This window comes from Fodinibius sp. AD559, assembly GCF_052712805.1.
In genome coordinates this window covers 367,059-381,960 of the sequence record NZ_JBQPVW010000002.1, presented here as the reverse complement: position 1 = coordinate 381,960, position 14,902 = coordinate 367,059, and the positions used below count along the sequence as shown (strand labels likewise).

The following is a 14,902-nucleotide window of genomic DNA, read 5'->3' as shown; positions in this document are numbered from 1 at the left end:
TTTATTAAACTTATTTAGCAGCTCTCTTACGGAGAGTTTCCAAGAGGGAATCGTATCCTTTCTTACGAATCACATTTTGAAATTGGCGCTGGTAAGATCCGGCTGTTGAAACATCATCAATGATCATATCTGTGACAACCCATTGATCACTTTGTCCATCATATTTCATTTCATAGCTAACTGGGGTTCGCACCTTCTCAAGCTGAGCTAATGTTTTAACTGTTGCAGAACTGTCCTCTACATTTATTTGCTCGTATTTTACCTCTGCACGATATATATCCAGCTTATTCAGCGACTGGTCACGAATAATTGTCGAAAATAAATCGACAAACTCGTCTCGTCTCTCCTCGGACAAGGTATCATAAGTGGCTTGCAAAGCCTGCTGTGCCATAGCACGGTAATCAATAATACCGTTAATAATATCTTTTAACCTGTCACGCTGTTCCTGGGTGTATTCTGTGCCTTTTGGGCCAAGCAAATCTTTTATTTCATCATCTCGTTCTTCCAGTAAATTACGTACGGTGGAACTGTCTAATTGTGCAAAACTGGTTATAGGATTCATTAACACAAATCCGAAAAGAATTGATATAAATACTATAGTAAGTTTATTAAAAAAAGTCATTGTATTAATTCTGATTCGAAAGTTCTAAAATTGGCAAGCCGGATTTGCGATATAATTCAGCAATATTATTATTGAAATTAAAAATCTCACGTTTCAGCTTGACCCGAAGTTCCAGCTCCTTTTTCATTGCGTCAACCAAGTCCTTGGTATCTCCCATACCAAAATCGTAGTCAAGTTGTTCCTGACGCAGCCATTTTTTACTTGTTACATGCGCCTCGTCCGTCTTATCAACTTTTACTTTAGAGAGTGAGGTCTCTTTATACGCCTGATTAATTTCTACAACTATACCATCAACGGCGGCGTCCTTTAAATATTTTGCCTGACGATACTGGATTCTGCCTTTTTCGATATCCGCCTGAATACTCAAGAAATCAAGATTTTGTCGGATACCAAGTCCGAATGAACCCGAAGCGTAGTTTGAATTATTAATAATAAAAGGATTGCTCTGCCGCGGACGGTTAGGGGTGTTTGCATAACTCCCTGTTAACCCAATAAATACCGATGGATAATTCTTTTGTCTTTGTGCTTTCATACCATATTCAGCGGCATCAATACCTGCTTCGATAGCATCAATCTCAGATCGGTTGGCAAGAGCATATGACCGATAATAATCTATTTCTCTGAGCTCTTCTGCAACGGGATCTAAAAAGTTACTGTCGGGCATATAAACCGTATTTTCTTCGGCATTAAGTATATAATTCCAAATGCGCTGCGTCATTTCCGCTTCCTCTCGTACTTCGGCTGCCCGGATGCCAAACTCCGACTTAAAGACCTCAAATTTGAATAAATCAGATTCATCAAAATCAGCAACTCCCTCCTCCTGCCTTTCTTCAATTTTTTGCTCTATTTTATCAATCTGATTTTGAGCCTCATCAAGTAATACCAAAATTTCGTTCGTCAATAAATAGCTTTGGTACAGTTCAAACAGACGAAGGCGCAGACTTGCCTTTTCCTTTTCAAACTGTTTTTGAGCAGCAACAGCAGCAGACTTTGCCGCTTTTACAGCATTTTTAAGAGCTCCCCAAGCAAAAATAGGTTGAATGGCAGACACCTCTGCTCGGGTAAATACAGCCCAGTTTTGCCAATCGTTTTCGAGATTTGGATCGAGATAATACTGATCTTCAGGTAAATTAGTCTGACTTATTACGCCTGGAACAATACCATGCTGAGTACTTAGTTCAAACTTTGGAAGGTAACGTTTAGCCTGTGCCTGATTAATTTGATTGTTTGCAAGTGCTACCTTTTTCTGTTCGTATTCAATCTGGCCGGAATTTTCAATCCCACGCTCAATAAATGATTCAAGCGATACTTTCACGGTATCTTGCCCTACAGAAATCATAGGAAGCGATAAAGACAGAAAAAGTAATGCTGATATGTATTTTTTCATGGTCATAATGTTAGTGTAGAAATATTATATCTGCCAACGAATATTCCGCACATTTATTTAAATAAAAAGCCCCTCCCAACAGGAAGGGGCTTTCTTAAGAGCGGAGGGAGAGGGATTCGAACCCCCGAGACCCATAAGGGCCTGCCGGTTTTCAAGACCGGTGCATTCAACCGCTCTGCCATCCCTCCATCTGCCAAATAAGCTATTTATGCTTCTTCAAGAGCCTGAGCACCCGAAATTATTTCAGAAATTTCGGTCGTAATTGCGCTCTGTCGTGCCCTGTTATACTCAAGTTCAAGATCTTCCTTCATTTCCTGAGCATTTTCTGTAGCATTATCCATCGCTGTCATCCGCGCACCCTGTTCGGCAGCATTCGATTCCAGAATAGCTCTCCAAAGCTGTAAATTCAAGTGCACAGGTAACAGGCTTTGTAGAATATTCTCTACATCCGGTTCAAAAATATATTCTGTAGACGAAATATCTTCTTCCTCATCAACCAATGTTGCCGGATCAATTGGTAAGACAGATTCTACTATCCTGTTTTGAGAAATTACTGATTTAAATTCATTATAGACCACTTTAACTTCATCGAAGGTCCCCGATTTAAAATCATCAACAACTGATTTCATAATCTCAGTTGCTTTATTAAAAACAATATCATCCCAAAATCCGGGGTATTCCGCTACTACATTATAATTACGTTTCCCGAAATATTTGATTGTCTGCCGGCCGATACACATTAACGATAAGTTACCACTTTCATGGTACTCACTGTATTCTTCGCTAATCGTAGCCTCAACAACTTTAAACAAGTTGTTATTAAATGCCCCACAAAGACCACGGTCGGAACCAAGAACAATAAATAAAACATTATCTGTCGATTCAGGAGTGCGTAGCAGAACATTATCTTCACTGGAATTTTTGACCAGACGTCCCACTATTTCTTTCATTTTAGAAGCATAGGGACGCGTTTCGATAATGCGATCTTGTGCTTTGCGCAACTTAGCAGCAGCCACCATCTTCATGGCACGCGTAATCTGCTGCGTATTTTTAATCGATTCTATCCGGTTTCGTATATCGCGAAGATTAGCCATGAATTATGCTTCCTCTTCTTCTTGTGCAGCATTAAGTTGATCAATTACCGTTTTGGCAACATCCATTAACTTATCACCAAATTCGTCATCCAGTGTACCTGACTTTGCAAGCTCAGCCATCTCATCGTCAAATTTAACGTGGACGGTCTCAATGTACTCTTCCTCAAATTCTTGAATTTGATCAACATCCAGCTCATCAAGAAGACCTTCACTGTTAATTTTGAGCAGTGCTATTTGATCTTCAACCGGTCGTGGTTGATAAATATCCTGTTTCAAGAGTTCAACAGTACGCTCACCGCGTTTTAATTGTCGCTGCGTAGCGGGATCAAGATCAGAACCGAACTTAGCAAAAGCTTCGAGCTCTCGATACTGAGCCAAGTCAAGCTTCATAGTACCCGACAATTTTTTCATCGACTTAACCTGGGCAGAACCACCTACACGCGATACCGAAGTACCAACGTCAATAGCGGGACGTACTCCAGAATTAAACAGATCCGTATCAAGGAATATCTGTCCATCAGTAATAGAAATTACATTCGTTGGAATGTATGCAGATACGTCACCGGCCTGCGTTTCAATAATAGGAAGTGCAGTTAATGATCCTCCGCCTTTCATCTTTGGCCTCAACTGTTCGGGCACATTATTCATCTGCTTTGCAATTTTATCATCATCGATAATCTTTGCAGCACGCTCGAGCAGACGACTATGCAGATAAAATACATCACCGGGATATGCCTCACGTCCGGGAGGTCGTTTGAGCAACAGCGATAGCTCACGATATGCAACAGCCTGTTTTGATAAGTCATCAAAAACTACCAAGGCATGACGGCCCGTATCACGAAAATATTCCCCGATAGCTGCGCCTGCAAATGGTGCAATATAACGCATTGGAGCAGATACACTTGCCGGAGCAGATACAATAGTTGAGTAGTCAATAGCGTCATTATCTTCTAACGCTTTTGCAATACCCGCAACCGTAGATCCTTTTTGACCGACAGCCACATAAATACAATGTACCGGCTTATCGGTGTCTTGTGTTTCTTTCTGGTTGATAATTGTATCAACCGCAACAGATGTTTTACCCGTTTGGCGGTCACCAATAATTAGCTCACGCTGTCCCCGACCAATGGGAATTAATGAGTCAATAGCTTTAATTCCTGTTTGCAGCGGCTCTTTTACCGGTTCACGATAAATTACACCGGGAGCTTTACGCTCAAGCGGAATTCGAATGGTTTCTCCTGAAATAGGTCCCTTACCGTCAAGAGGTCGACCTAATGGATCGATAACTCGACCGAGAAGTCCGTCTCCTACATTAATCGAAGCAATGTCTTTTGTTCGTTTAACAGTATCACCCTCTTCAACAGCGCTGGTTTGACCAAAAAGAACCACACCAACGTTGTCTTCCTCAAGGTTTAATACCATTCCACGAATGGAGTTGCCGTCTTCATCTATCGAATCAGGCAAATCAACAAGTTCACCGGCTTGTACCTTTGACAACCCGTATACGCGGGCAATACCGTCCCCTACCTCGAGGACTGTTCCCACATCATAGGTGTCAGCTTTACTATCAAAGCCGGATAATTGTTTGCGTAATATTGCTGAAACTTCGTCTGGTCTAACTTGACTCATTGGTTCAAATGTTATTTAAATCGTCTTTAATTTCTATTCTACAGTTGTCAGTAACGACTCTTCAAGCTCCTTAAGCTTGTGTTTAACCGTCCCGTCTATTACTGTGTCTTCAATACGGATAGCCATACCACCTTTTAACTCTTCATCAACGGTGATATTCATATCCACTTTCTTTTGTGTCTTTTGCTCCAGGTTCTTGTGAAGCAGCTCCTGCTGTTCACTATTTAACTCCCGGGCAACAAACACTTCCACAGTAATAATGCCGGCATACTCTTTATATTTCTCAATAAAAGCCTCGGTAACCTGATCTAACAGATTTATGCGATCTTTGCGAGATAAAAGCTTTAAAAACAACTTTGTTGGTTCTTCAAGCTCATCAAAAAAGATCTTCTGCAAAGCCTGTGTCTTGTCATCAAAATTGATGACAGGATTTTGTAAAAAGAGAACCAATTCTCGCGATCCCTCCAATGTATTATGAATGTACTCGATATCACTTAATAATTCATCGACCTCATCCCGCTCTTTGGCTAACTCAAGAAGGGCGGTCGCATATCTTCGGGCTGCTTTTGTTGTAGGCATCTACCTTAGTTTTTTGAGATGTCTTTTATAAAGCTTTCAACCAGCTTATTATTCTTTTCCTCATCCAATTCAGAATCAATAATCTTCGAAGCCGATTGTACGGCTAAACGTGCCACCTCATCGCGAAGCTCCATCATAGCACGCTTCTTTTCCTGCTCAATTGTTTCACGGGCCTGTTCAAGAATTTGTTCGGCCTCTTCCTTGGATTTTTCGATACGTTCTGCACGGAGCATTTCGGCTTCTTCGATAGCCTCTTTGCGGATTTCCTTTGCCTTTTTCTCGGCTTCACGCAATGCTTTTTCGTTATCCTCAGAAATCTTTTCAGCACGTGCTAATGCCTGCTCAGCTGATTCTAACGAATCCTTAATACGGTTTTCGCGCTCCTGGAGCGCGTCCATAATTAATGGCACCGCATATTTATTCATTAGGACAAGAAATAATATCAGCGAAATAGCTACCCAAATAGCGAAACCGCTACTAAAGGAAAGTATTCCTCCTCCGCCTGCTAAAAATAGCATCATAGTTTATGATTAAATAATTATTATTATTAACCGATTCCGAGAGCCAGAAGAATACATACAATAGCGCCGATAAGTGCTACACCCTCAATAAGAGCAGCGGTCAAGATCATAGCGCCACGAATATCATCAGATGCTTCAGGTTGACGAGCTATGCTTTCAACCGAGCTTTTACCAATCATACCGATACCAATTCCAGCACCAACTGCTACTATTCCTGCTCCGATTCCTGCTGCTAATAAACCCATATTTTTACCTGTTGTTTTAGTTTTAAGTTTAGGTTTAGATTATGTGATAAAAATAAATTGTTGTTATGCGTGCGCTTCAATTCCTTCATCATGCGCATGCTCTTCGGCCGCCATCCCAATAAATACTGCCGAAAGAAGTGTAAAAATGTATGCCTGCAAAACACCCACAAAAGCCTTAAGTGCATAGAGTGCAACAGTAAGTGGCACAGAAAACAAACTCATACCAACTCCGGCAGCGGCTCCAAAAATATCAGTGAAGATAAAAATTAATCCCAGAATACAAATAATCATAATCTTACCGGAGAGCATGTTTGCAAACAGACGTACTGCCAACGCAAATGGCTTGGTAAACAATCCAATAATTTCAATAGGTGTTAAAATGATACGCATCCAGCCCGGAACGCCGGGAAACCAAAACACATGCTCCCAGTGATCCTTAGAACCATTCCATTGGGTAATAAAAAATGTAAATGCTGCCAATACCCCGGTAACTGTAATATCAGCGGTTGCTGTTGCTCCCCACGGTAACAAACCAAAAAGATTCATGAATGATATCCCAATAAATACAGTAAATAGGTAGGGAACAAATTTCTGATATTTATTATCCGGGATATTTTTCTTTGCAATATCATCGCGCACGAAAACAAAAACGATCTCAAACAAATTCTGAAACCATCCCTGCGGCTCTGTTTTACGTCCCACTCCCTGTTTGTACTTACGCGCCATTGCAATAGTTATCCAAACTGTTAATATCAGCCCGAACCACACATACATTAAGTGGGAAGTAATAGAAAAATCAACCGTAATCTCTGCACCATTGGCGGGCATCAGCGCGCCATCTTTTTCAACAAAATCACCAGATTCAATTGCACTCTCAGTACTACTATATAAATACCAGTCACCTTCAACAAGAAAGATACGAGGTAATGGCACATGATATCCCAAGACCGCCAACTCGTGGTGGTCAACAACTTTTCCTACAACATCAATAGGAGCACCTTCGGAATCCTGTGCGGCTTTATCCGAGGCATTTGTTAATGGGGTAAAGAAGAGAATTAGTAAGAGTGTAACGAACAGTCGGCGGCAGGCCCTTAGCATTAAATTCTAATTATCAGTTTCAAGTAGTTTGTTGATTGAAATAATCTCGATTACAGAGTGGAAAATATAAGAAATTATGAAGCTAACTGTAAAGTAAATTTGATTAATTTTTATGGTCTTCAAGATTACCACCAAAGCCATTAAAACCAAGAGAAATCGGACCCCCAGAGATATGTAAAACCGGGTAATAAATTTTGAGCTTTTTTCCGTCTTAATTCGTTTTATGACAAAAAAATTACTGGCAACAAAAAGAAAACTCAGCAAAAAACCAGTACTAATCGCCAAGTAATATTGTTGCCCTATAAGAGAAGTAATTCCCAATATGATCAGAAAGGCAACAAGATTCTTCCATAAAAATTTGTGCGCCAAATTTCGTACCTGCTGATCCACCAACTCCCCTATTTCATTTTGAACTCAATCGATCATTCAACTTAAAGATGAGGATAAAAATATTAACAATCCCGATAAGACAACCGACTAACAGCAGCCATGGACTCGTATCGAAATAACTGTCCAACCAGTATCCCAATAAAATAGGAACCAACAGCGCTGCTGCTATTTCTCCCCCCAAAGAAACATATTCTAAATAGTCAGTCGACTTTTTATTGTTCGTCAATCTTTCTTGACCTTTGATTTTCCTTGGTTAGCAGAATTATCTGACTTATCATCATTTGACTTTGAATCTCCCAATTTTGAAGATAACCCGTTCTTCTTGATCTCGTCTTTTATGTTTTCGCTCATATGGAAAGATCCGTTTATCTGAGATCCTTCTTCTGCCAGAATCGTTTTGGTATAAATATCCCCTTCGATAGTAGCTGATTTGCGAAGAATAAGCTTGTTGGTAACTCGTACTTCTCCATCGACATTACCGGCAATATCCGCATCAACTGCTTCAATATTACCTTCAACCTTACCCGTTGATGAAACAATAATCTTACCTTCCGCTTTTGCCTCGCCATCCAAGGTGCCAGCAATACGGATATCATTTTTTGTTTCCAAGGTACCTTTAAGTTCGGTGCCTTCACTGATCATGTTTACTGAGGGTAAATTCTTACCTGTTTTATTAGAACTCATGGATTCCTTGTCTTTCTTATTGTTATTAAACATAAACTTCTTAAGATTTTATTAAATACGTATTCGGATTTTGGGGTACTCCATTTTTCCAAATTTCCAGATGCAAATGAGGACCGGAGCTAAATACGCCCACATCACCGGTTGTTCCCAAAATATCACCTTTTAAAACAATATCCCCGATAGATTTAGAAACGCTTGCCGCATGCTTATATACCGTAATGATACCATTACTATGTTGTACATGCAGCACATACCCATAATTAATCGTCCAATTCTGATTAATAACAGCTCCATCGGCTATTGCTTTAAATGATGTACCCTGTTTTGTAGCAATATCAATACCGTAATGTCCATTTTCAGAATTAAATCCTCGGGTAAATGTGCCATTCACAGGGTAATCTGTTGGGAATTCAGGTGCCTGCTTAAATATATTTGAGAAAATTATCTCGTTTTGTGACAACATTCCCCTATTACTTACTTCAGATGTAAAGTCAAGTTCCGATCTTTTTTGATTTGCCGATTGCATTGCAACGGAACTCCCTTCGTTAACAGCAAAAGCAGTATCATCCCCGGTAGCAATAACCTGCTGCATCTCTGCCAGCTGCGTATCACGTGCTTCCAAGGAATCTTTGAGAGCCTGTACTTTTTGGGATACCTCAATAACCCGATCACGTAGCTGCGCATCATGCTGGTTATACAATAAACCACTGATAGGGGTAAACATAACAAGCAACAGCACAATAATGGTAACGGTTAACAATGAAATATAAAACAGGTTCCACAACCTCGAAGGTTTAAAATTATAGGATGTGGAAGATTCTGGATCATCATCAAAAATAACGAAAGTCAGATCCTGATCCTGGTTTTTAAATAACCGTTTTAGAAATTCGAACATGGAACATCTGGTTTACGCTTCGGGCGTTGGTCCGCGATAGTTAAATGGAACATCTATTTCATCGTTGTTATTTGATATCGGTCCATTTTCATTCTCGTAGCGCTTAATATTTTCAGAAAGTGCATTCATTAATCGCTTGGCATGATCTGGGGTAAGCACCATTCGTTTTACCACTTTTGCTTTGGGTGCACCCGGCATAACTGAAATAAAATCGAGAATGAACTCAGAAGGTGAATGCGATATCATTACCAAATTAGAATACGTGCCAGAGGCTTCTTCTTCAGGTAGCTCAATTTGAATCTGTCCCTGCTCAAAATCTTTTGTTTGATCGGCCATAATAAACTGATTACAAATTAAATTTGCCGTTTGTTACTCATCAGAATCTAAAAATCCGTGATCGTCCATCCACTCATCATTATAAACCTTTGAAACATAACGCGTGCCGCTATCCGGCAAGATAATCACCATAGTATCATCTTTATCGAAATCATTCTGCCGGGCATATTCAAGAGCTCCATATACAGCAGCACCGCACGATCCGCCAACAAACAGTCCTTCTTTCTTGGCCAGCTTGCGCGTCATCTGAAAGGCATTTTTATCGTTCACCTGCATAACCTCATCCAAAAGATCAAAATCCATATTTTCGGGGATAATATCTTCTCCTATCCCCTCTGTCAAATAGGGTTGAATTTCATCCTTATCAAATTCTCCCGTTTCAAAATAATGTTTGTAAACCGAACCCACGCTGTCAACACCAATCGTTTTAATATCAGCATTCTGTTCCTTTAGATATTTTGAGGTACCCGATACAGTTCCACCGGTACCCATTCCCGCGACATAGTGCGTTACGTTGCCTTCGGTTTGCTCCCATATTTCAGGACCAGTGGTCTCGTAATGAGCCTGGGTATTACTGGGATTATCGTATTGATTAGGATAATACGAATTGGGGATTTCTTCGCTTAGTCGTTTAGCAACAGAATAATAACTGCGCGGATCGTCGGGTTCCACATCCGTAGGACAAACTTTAACTTCGGCTCCCAAAGCACGCAACAAATCTATTTTAGACTTACTTTGTTTGTCCGTTGTCGTAAAAATACAATCGTACCCTTTAATAGTGGCCGCAAGCGCCAATCCCATACCAGTATTTCCAGAGGTTCCCTCAATAATGGTTCCTCCCGGTTCTATAAGGCCTTTCTCCTCGGCATCTTCAATCATTTTAAGCCCGATCCGGTCTTTTACACTTTGTCCGGGATTAAAATATTCGACCTTAGCCAGTATAGTTCCTTCAAATTCTTTTGCTACCTCATTTAGTTTTACCAATGGTGTATTGCCAATGGTTTCTAATATGGAATTGTAATACATTTTAAATGTTCGTATGGTTGCTATTTCAATAAAAGTTAAAAAATGTAAGCGTCGGAATATAGGAATTTTGTGTTGTCTACTCGAAAAAAGATTTAAATTACACTAATGGCAAGACTGATAAGTATAAAAAGTTCTTTATTCGAAGGAACAACTCTGTTATCTTCCTGAAAAATTAACGTTTAAGAAAACTATATATGTTTGTAGAACAGAAAAAGCCGAAAGATTTTGACTGCGGATACAATCTCGACCGAATGATTGATTCACTGCCGCGTATTGAAGATGAAGAAGAACGGATGGAATATGCTGAGCGTGCAGTAGGGCTCATAAAACAAAGTCACCCTAACTGGGTTGATGAAGACGGGAAAAGCAAAGCAGCCTGGGATCACTTTTTTGAATTATCTGATTACGATCCTACTGAATTTGGCATTTATAACCCCTACGATTCCGAGAATAGTTAAGATGCAAAATAGTTGCACAAACCACTATACCGTAACAGCAGCTTCTACCTGGTTGGATTGAAAATCCTTTTCCAGCAGACTAAAAATGAGTTTATCACAGTACGCATCATTTTTGATGACGTGCTCTCGCAGTTGCCCTTCTTGCTCGAAACCAAACTTTTCAACACTTTCTATCCAAGAAGTATTAAAATCGAAAGCTGCTGTTCCAACTTTGTGCATCCCCTTCTCATTAAAACAGTAATCCAACACAATTTTTAAGGCTTCAGCTTCATATCCTTTTTCAGCATACTTACAATCACCGATAGTACAGTTCACGAAACAACGCTTGTTGTATTTATCGATGCCGTGAATATCTACAATACCGATAAGCTTATCGTTTTCGGATAAATGAATCTCAGACAACTCACTCGTTTCGTTCCGCTCATCCAAGACCGACTTAATCCGTTTTAGAAACGTCTCAAAACTTTCATGCTGATGCGGATAATCAGAATCGTAATGGTTTAGTTTCTCATCATTATTCCATTTGTAATGAACAGATACATTCTGAAGGTCAAACTCCTTGATTTCTACCATGGGCGGCTGTATATAATAATATTAACCTACACTCAAGTATTATCGGCTGGATTTTTTTAATCTTAACATAGACATTCAAACTTATTTTCCCGTTTTAGTGAAAAGCACTTTCAATAAAAGTGGATTTTGAAAAGAGTCGATTATCATTATGGAAATATCAATTTTCAATTTATATTGAAACTTATGAAAGCTGATATTGAAAAAGTATAATTATTCCATGAATAACGATCCTCTATCAGATGTAAAAGAACATCTACCACCTGCAGTTACTCGCTTTAATAAATCAGAGTTAAATGATTTTTTAGATAATCTTTTCCAAAGCCCCACTTCGCGATACGCCACATTCAGCTTTCCAATACAATCCATTGATCCCCTGGCTTACTTGGAGATGTGCTGGAAAGAGAACACCTTTCAGTATTACTGGGAAAAGCCAAATGACGAATTTGCTATCGCTGCGGGAGATAAAATTACATCTATTACGGCCACCGGTGCCAATCGCTTTAACGAGATCAATAACAAGGTTAAAACGGTTCGACAAAATACAACTGAATTTTCAGCAATCTCTCATCCCTATTCAGGACTGTTTTTACTTGGCGGGTTTACCTTTTTTGACCAAAATAATGACAAGCTCTGGGAGGACTTTCCCCCGGCTTTGTTTACCCTTCCAAAATGGATGGTTATCAAAGATGGAAAATTTACACTGGCTACATTTGCCGTTGATCTAAATACATTTAGTACAGCTAATGAGCTGAATAATCATATCACTGCTCAGCTTGAACACCTTAATGCTACATTAGAGCAAAAAAACTCGGCCCAGAATCCTCATCATAATGGAGAAAACTCAACTACGCCCCTTCCAAAGCAAAAATCAGATTATCAGAAATGGTCTGATTCTGTTAATGAGGCTAAAGATCTCATCAGTAAAAATGCCTTTGAAAAAATCGTTTTAGCACGTAGTATCAAAGTACCCAGAAGTACAGAAATTTCCCCAACTCAAGTTGTTAACAACCTCCGCAAACAATATACAAACTGTTACAACTTTCTCATCCACAAACCATCCGGAAACACCTTTTTAGGATCCACTCCTGAGCGGCTTATATCTGCCCGGAATAAATTACTCCTCACCGAAGCATTGGCGGGTAGCATAGCAAGAGGAAACACAGCTACGGAGGATGCTTTCTTAGAGAAGCAACTATCGGGCAATGGTAAAGACCAGGACGAACATAATTTTGTAGTTCAGGATATAGAAGAACGTCTGGAACCTTTTGTAAAAGAATTAAACCGAAATAACACGCCTGAAATAAAAAAGTTATCGAACGTCCAGCACCTCTATACCCCTATCCGGGCACAATTAAATGAGGAATCAAATATATTAGAAGTGCTTGGGCAACTGCATCCGACGCCAGCCGTGGGCGGGTATCCTTGGCAGAAAGCAGCTCCCTATATTAAAGATCTTGAGCATTTTAACCGCGGAAGATATGCCGGACCCATTGGATGGATAAACAGCAAGGGAAATATGGAATTTGCTGTTGCTATCCGCAGTGCTTTGTGTACCAAAAATCATGCACACCTATTTGCAGGATGCGGCATTGTTAAGGATTCTGATCCAGCGACCGAATGGGAAGAAACGAATCTTAAGTTAAAGCCAATGCTTTCGGCCCTGCAATATGACTGATCAACACCAAGGTAATGTAGCCATACAGTGGACCAATACCTTTTTCCAAGCACTTTACAAGTACGGCATTAAAGATATAGTGCTGTCTCCCGGCTCCCGCTCTACCCCTCTAACACTGGCAGCTGCTTCAAATCCACACTTCGAAAAGCATGTTATATTGGATGAGCGATCCGCGGCTTTTACAGCGCTGGGTATCGGCAAAGCTACTAATATCCCGGCCGTTTTAATTTGTACCTCCGGAACAGCTTTAGCCAATTATTACCCAGCCGTCATTGAGGCTCGACTATCGGGCGTGCCCATAATTTTAGCCACTGCCGATCGTCCCCCACATCTGCGGGTCACCGGGGCCAATCAAGCTATCGATCAGCTTAAAATTTTTGGGGATTACCCAGTCTTTTTCCATGAGGTTGGCGAACCTAAATCTGATGCAAAAGATCTACAACGACTGAAAATGCTGGCACAGCAATCGGTATCTATATCCCGAGAAAAACGGGGACCTGTGCACTTGAACTTTCCATTCCGTAAACCCTTAGAACCCACGGAAAATAAGTTGGATCAAATCCAAGAAGAAAATCAAGATCTGCCAAATCCAGCTGTTGGCAATAGAAACCCTTCTACTGCTCTCAGCTTAAGCAGCTCACTACAAGAAACACTCTCATCAGCCAAAAAACCGCTCATTATTATCGGTCCCACAGCGCCCTCTGATGATATGGATTCCATCTCTAAACTTGCTGACCAACTTGGCGCTCCTGTCCTGACCGAATCTTCCATTGACAGTTCGAATATCATTCGTGGATTTACAGGATTTTTACGCAATGAGGATAGACGCAATCAACTCGAACCGGACGTAATTTTACGTTTTGGATTTCAGCCGACCAGCAAAAGCCTGACATTTGCTTTGGAAGAATGGAATCCCAAACACCATTTTCATTTTGCAAGTACGGATGCCTGGCAAGATGCAACTTTTTCGGACATGGAACGCGTTTCCTGGATGGGACAGAAAATTCATTTAAAAAATGTCTCAACTGAGACCGGCCCAAACTGGATACAAAGTTGGAAGCAAACCAAAAATGAATTTGCCAAATATTATCAAAAAACAATTAAGCGACACTTAGAATTAACTGATGGCAGCGTATATCATCATTTAACACCACAAATTCCGGACGATCACTTCATAGTCGTTTCCAATTCTTTTCCCGCCCGGGATATTAATTTGTTTGGAAAACATTCGACAAATACTCCCTTATTTTTAAATCGTGGAGCCAGCGGCATCGACGGCCTTACTTCAACAGCGATGGGAGTTGCTAAAGGATTACAAAAGCCGGGCGTACTTTTTACCGGTGATTTAGCCTTTTTACACGACACCAATGCTCTGCTGAATCATAAAAATTTAGTTCAATCCTTAGTTGTGGTTGTTATCAATAATGGCGGGGGCTCCATTTTCAGGATGCTGCCTATCCATGACAACAAACAACATTTTGAGCCCTATTTTAAAACCCCTCAAAACGCTGATATCAGTACGCTTGTCAGCGCTTATAACATTCCACATTATTTGATAAATTCGCTCTCTGATCTTAAGAAAATGGATCTTACATCTATAACAGCTAAAAACAAAGGACTGTCTGTCATTGAATGTCAAACCGATGCTGACGCCTCCATGGAATTGCGAACTCAACTCTGGAGTTTCTGA

At 40.3% G+C, this 14,902-nt stretch carries 16 protein-coding genes, 1 tRNA gene and 1 pseudogene; 3 read left to right on the top strand and 15 right to left on the bottom strand.

Annotation, left to right across the window (positions count from 1 at the left end):
• Nucleotides 1–10: 10 nt before the first annotated feature.
• The 14 genes and pseudogenes from ACQ4LT_RS04660 to ACQ4LT_RS04595 form a co-directional block, all read right to left on the bottom strand.
• Nucleotides 11–622, bottom strand: coding sequence for an MlaC/ttg2D family ABC transporter substrate-binding protein (locus ACQ4LT_RS04660; protein WP_445664853.1), 612 nt, complete (start codon nucleotides 620–622; stop codon nucleotides 11–13).
• A 4-nt stretch (nucleotides 623–626) separates the two neighbouring features.
• Nucleotides 627–2,015 carry a TolC family protein gene (locus ACQ4LT_RS04655; protein WP_445664852.1) on the bottom strand — a complete coding sequence of 463 codons (1,389 nt, stop codon included), beginning with the start codon at nucleotides 2,013–2,015 and terminating at the stop codon, nucleotides 627–629.
• 95 nt (nucleotides 2,016–2,110) lie between these two features.
• Nucleotides 2,111–2,197 (bottom strand) — tRNA-Ser (locus tag ACQ4LT_RS04650).
• Nucleotides 2,198–2,215: 18 nt separating this feature from the next.
• Entirely contained in the window at nucleotides 2,216–3,103 is an 888-nt protein-coding gene (atpG, locus tag ACQ4LT_RS04645) for an ATP synthase F1 subunit gamma (RefSeq protein WP_445664851.1), read from the bottom strand.
• 3 nt (nucleotides 3,104–3,106) lie between these two features.
• Entirely contained in the window at nucleotides 3,107–4,732 is a 1,626-nt protein-coding gene (atpA, locus tag ACQ4LT_RS04640) for a F0F1 ATP synthase subunit alpha (protein ID WP_445664850.1), read from the bottom strand.
• Between the two features lie 33 nt (nucleotides 4,733–4,765).
• Nucleotides 4,766–5,311 (bottom strand): ATP synthase F1 subunit delta, encoded by a 546-nt coding sequence (gene atpH / locus ACQ4LT_RS04635; protein WP_445664849.1) that lies wholly within the window; start codon nucleotides 5,309–5,311, stop codon nucleotides 4,766–4,768.
• A gap of 5 nt (nucleotides 5,312–5,316) precedes the next feature.
• Entirely contained in the window at nucleotides 5,317–5,832 is a 516-nt protein-coding gene (gene atpF, locus ACQ4LT_RS04630) for a F0F1 ATP synthase subunit B (RefSeq protein WP_445664848.1), read from the bottom strand.
• Between the two features lie 26 nt (nucleotides 5,833–5,858).
• On the bottom strand, nucleotides 5,859–6,077 hold the full coding sequence (gene atpE, locus ACQ4LT_RS04625; RefSeq protein WP_095604927.1) for an ATP synthase F0 subunit C: 219 nt from the start codon (nucleotides 6,075–6,077) through the stop codon (nucleotides 5,859–5,861).
• 63 nt (nucleotides 6,078–6,140) lie between these two features.
• Entirely contained in the window at nucleotides 6,141–7,175 is a 1,035-nt protein-coding gene (gene atpB, locus ACQ4LT_RS04620; protein WP_445664847.1) for a F0F1 ATP synthase subunit A, read from the bottom strand.
• A 403-nt stretch (nucleotides 7,176–7,578) separates the two neighbouring features.
• Complete coding sequence (locus ACQ4LT_RS04615) at nucleotides 7,579–7,791, bottom strand: AtpZ/AtpI family protein (RefSeq protein WP_445664846.1); 213 nt, start codon at nucleotides 7,789–7,791, stop codon at nucleotides 7,579–7,581.
• Entirely contained in the window at nucleotides 7,788–8,282 is a 495-nt protein-coding gene (locus tag ACQ4LT_RS04610; protein ID WP_445664845.1) for a bactofilin family protein, read from the bottom strand. Before ACQ4LT_RS04610 ends, ACQ4LT_RS04615 begins: the two co-directional genes overlap by 4 nt.
• A 7-nt stretch (nucleotides 8,283–8,289) precedes the next feature.
• Nucleotides 8,290–9,144 carry a peptidoglycan DD-metalloendopeptidase family protein gene (locus tag ACQ4LT_RS04605; RefSeq protein ID WP_445664844.1) on the bottom strand — a complete coding sequence of 285 codons (855 nt, stop codon included), beginning with the start codon at nucleotides 9,142–9,144 and terminating at the stop codon, nucleotides 8,290–8,292.
• Nucleotides 9,145–9,156: 12 nt separating this feature from the next.
• Entirely contained in the window at nucleotides 9,157–9,480 is a 324-nt protein-coding gene (locus tag ACQ4LT_RS04600) for a DUF3467 domain-containing protein (RefSeq protein ID WP_445664843.1), read from the bottom strand.
• A 45-nt stretch (nucleotides 9,481–9,525) separates the two neighbouring features.
• Nucleotides 9,526–10,506, bottom strand: a pseudogene (locus tag ACQ4LT_RS04595) (PLP-dependent cysteine synthase family protein); the annotation flags it as partial.
• Nucleotides 10,507–10,700: 194 nt separating this feature from the next.
• Here ACQ4LT_RS04595 and ACQ4LT_RS04590 point away from each other — a divergent pair.
• A complete protein-coding gene (locus ACQ4LT_RS04590; RefSeq protein ID WP_445664842.1) occupies nucleotides 10,701–10,964 on the top strand; it encodes a DUF4290 domain-containing protein in 264 nt (87 codons plus the stop codon).
• 24 nt (nucleotides 10,965–10,988) lie between these two features.
• Here the strand turns inward: ACQ4LT_RS04590 and ACQ4LT_RS04585 are convergent, their stop codons facing one another.
• Nucleotides 10,989–11,537, bottom strand: a complete 549-nt coding sequence (locus ACQ4LT_RS04585; protein ID WP_445664841.1) for a GNAT family N-acetyltransferase — start codon at nucleotides 11,535–11,537, stop codon at nucleotides 10,989–10,991.
• A 217-nt stretch (nucleotides 11,538–11,754) separates the two neighbouring features.
• On the opposite strand from ACQ4LT_RS04585, the gene ACQ4LT_RS04580 reads away from it, so the two are divergent.
• Entirely contained in the window at nucleotides 11,755–13,212 is a 1,458-nt protein-coding gene (locus ACQ4LT_RS04580; RefSeq protein ID WP_445664840.1) for an isochorismate synthase, read from the top strand.
• Nucleotides 13,205–14,902 (top strand): 2-succinyl-5-enolpyruvyl-6-hydroxy-3-cyclohexene-1-carboxylic-acid synthase, encoded by a 1,698-nt coding sequence (menD, locus tag ACQ4LT_RS04575; protein ID WP_445664839.1) that lies wholly within the window; start codon nucleotides 13,205–13,207, stop codon nucleotides 14,900–14,902. Before ACQ4LT_RS04580 ends, menD begins: the two co-directional genes overlap by 8 nt.

Bases quoted from the DNA above. Each gene is read 5' to 3' on its own strand.
- ACQ4LT_RS04580 (WP_445664840.1), top strand. From the start codon at position 11,755: ATGAATAACGATCCTCTATCAGATGTAAAAGAACATCTACCACCTGCA.
- ACQ4LT_RS04610 (WP_445664845.1), bottom strand. From the start codon at position 8,282: ATGTTTAATAACAATAAGAAAGACAAGGAATCCATGAGTTCTAATAAA.
- ACQ4LT_RS04590 (WP_445664842.1), top strand. From the start codon at position 10,701: ATGTTTGTAGAACAGAAAAAGCCGAAAGATTTTGACTGCGGATACAAT.
- atpF (WP_445664848.1), bottom strand. From the start codon at position 5,832: ATGATGCTATTTTTAGCAGGCGGAGGAGGAATACTTTCCTTTAGTAGC.
- menD (WP_445664839.1), top strand. From the start codon at position 13,205: ATGACTGATCAACACCAAGGTAATGTAGCCATACAGTGGACCAATACC.
- ACQ4LT_RS04655 (WP_445664852.1), bottom strand. From the start codon at position 2,015: ATGACCATGAAAAAATACATATCAGCATTACTTTTTCTGTCTTTATCG.
- ACQ4LT_RS04585 (WP_445664841.1), bottom strand. From the start codon at position 11,537: ATGGTAGAAATCAAGGAGTTTGACCTTCAGAATGTATCTGTTCATTAC.
- atpA (WP_445664850.1), bottom strand. From the start codon at position 4,732: ATGAGTCAAGTTAGACCAGACGAAGTTTCAGCAATATTACGCAAACAA.
- atpG (WP_445664851.1), bottom strand. From the start codon at position 3,103: ATGGCTAATCTTCGCGATATACGAAACCGGATAGAATCGATTAAAAAT.
- atpE (WP_095604927.1), bottom strand. From the start codon at position 6,077: ATGGGTTTATTAGCAGCAGGAATCGGAGCAGGAATAGTAGCAGTTGGT.
- ACQ4LT_RS04660 (WP_445664853.1), bottom strand. From the start codon at position 622: ATGACTTTTTTTAATAAACTTACTATAGTATTTATATCAATTCTTTTC.
- atpB (WP_445664847.1), bottom strand. From the start codon at position 7,175: ATGCTAAGGGCCTGCCGCCGACTGTTCGTTACACTCTTACTAATTCTC.
- atpH (WP_445664849.1), bottom strand. From the start codon at position 5,311: ATGCCTACAACAAAAGCAGCCCGAAGATATGCGACCGCCCTTCTTGAG.
- ACQ4LT_RS04605 (WP_445664844.1), bottom strand. From the start codon at position 9,144: ATGTTCGAATTTCTAAAACGGTTATTTAAAAACCAGGATCAGGATCTG.
- ACQ4LT_RS04600 (WP_445664843.1), bottom strand. From the start codon at position 9,480: ATGGCCGATCAAACAAAAGATTTTGAGCAGGGACAGATTCAAATTGAG.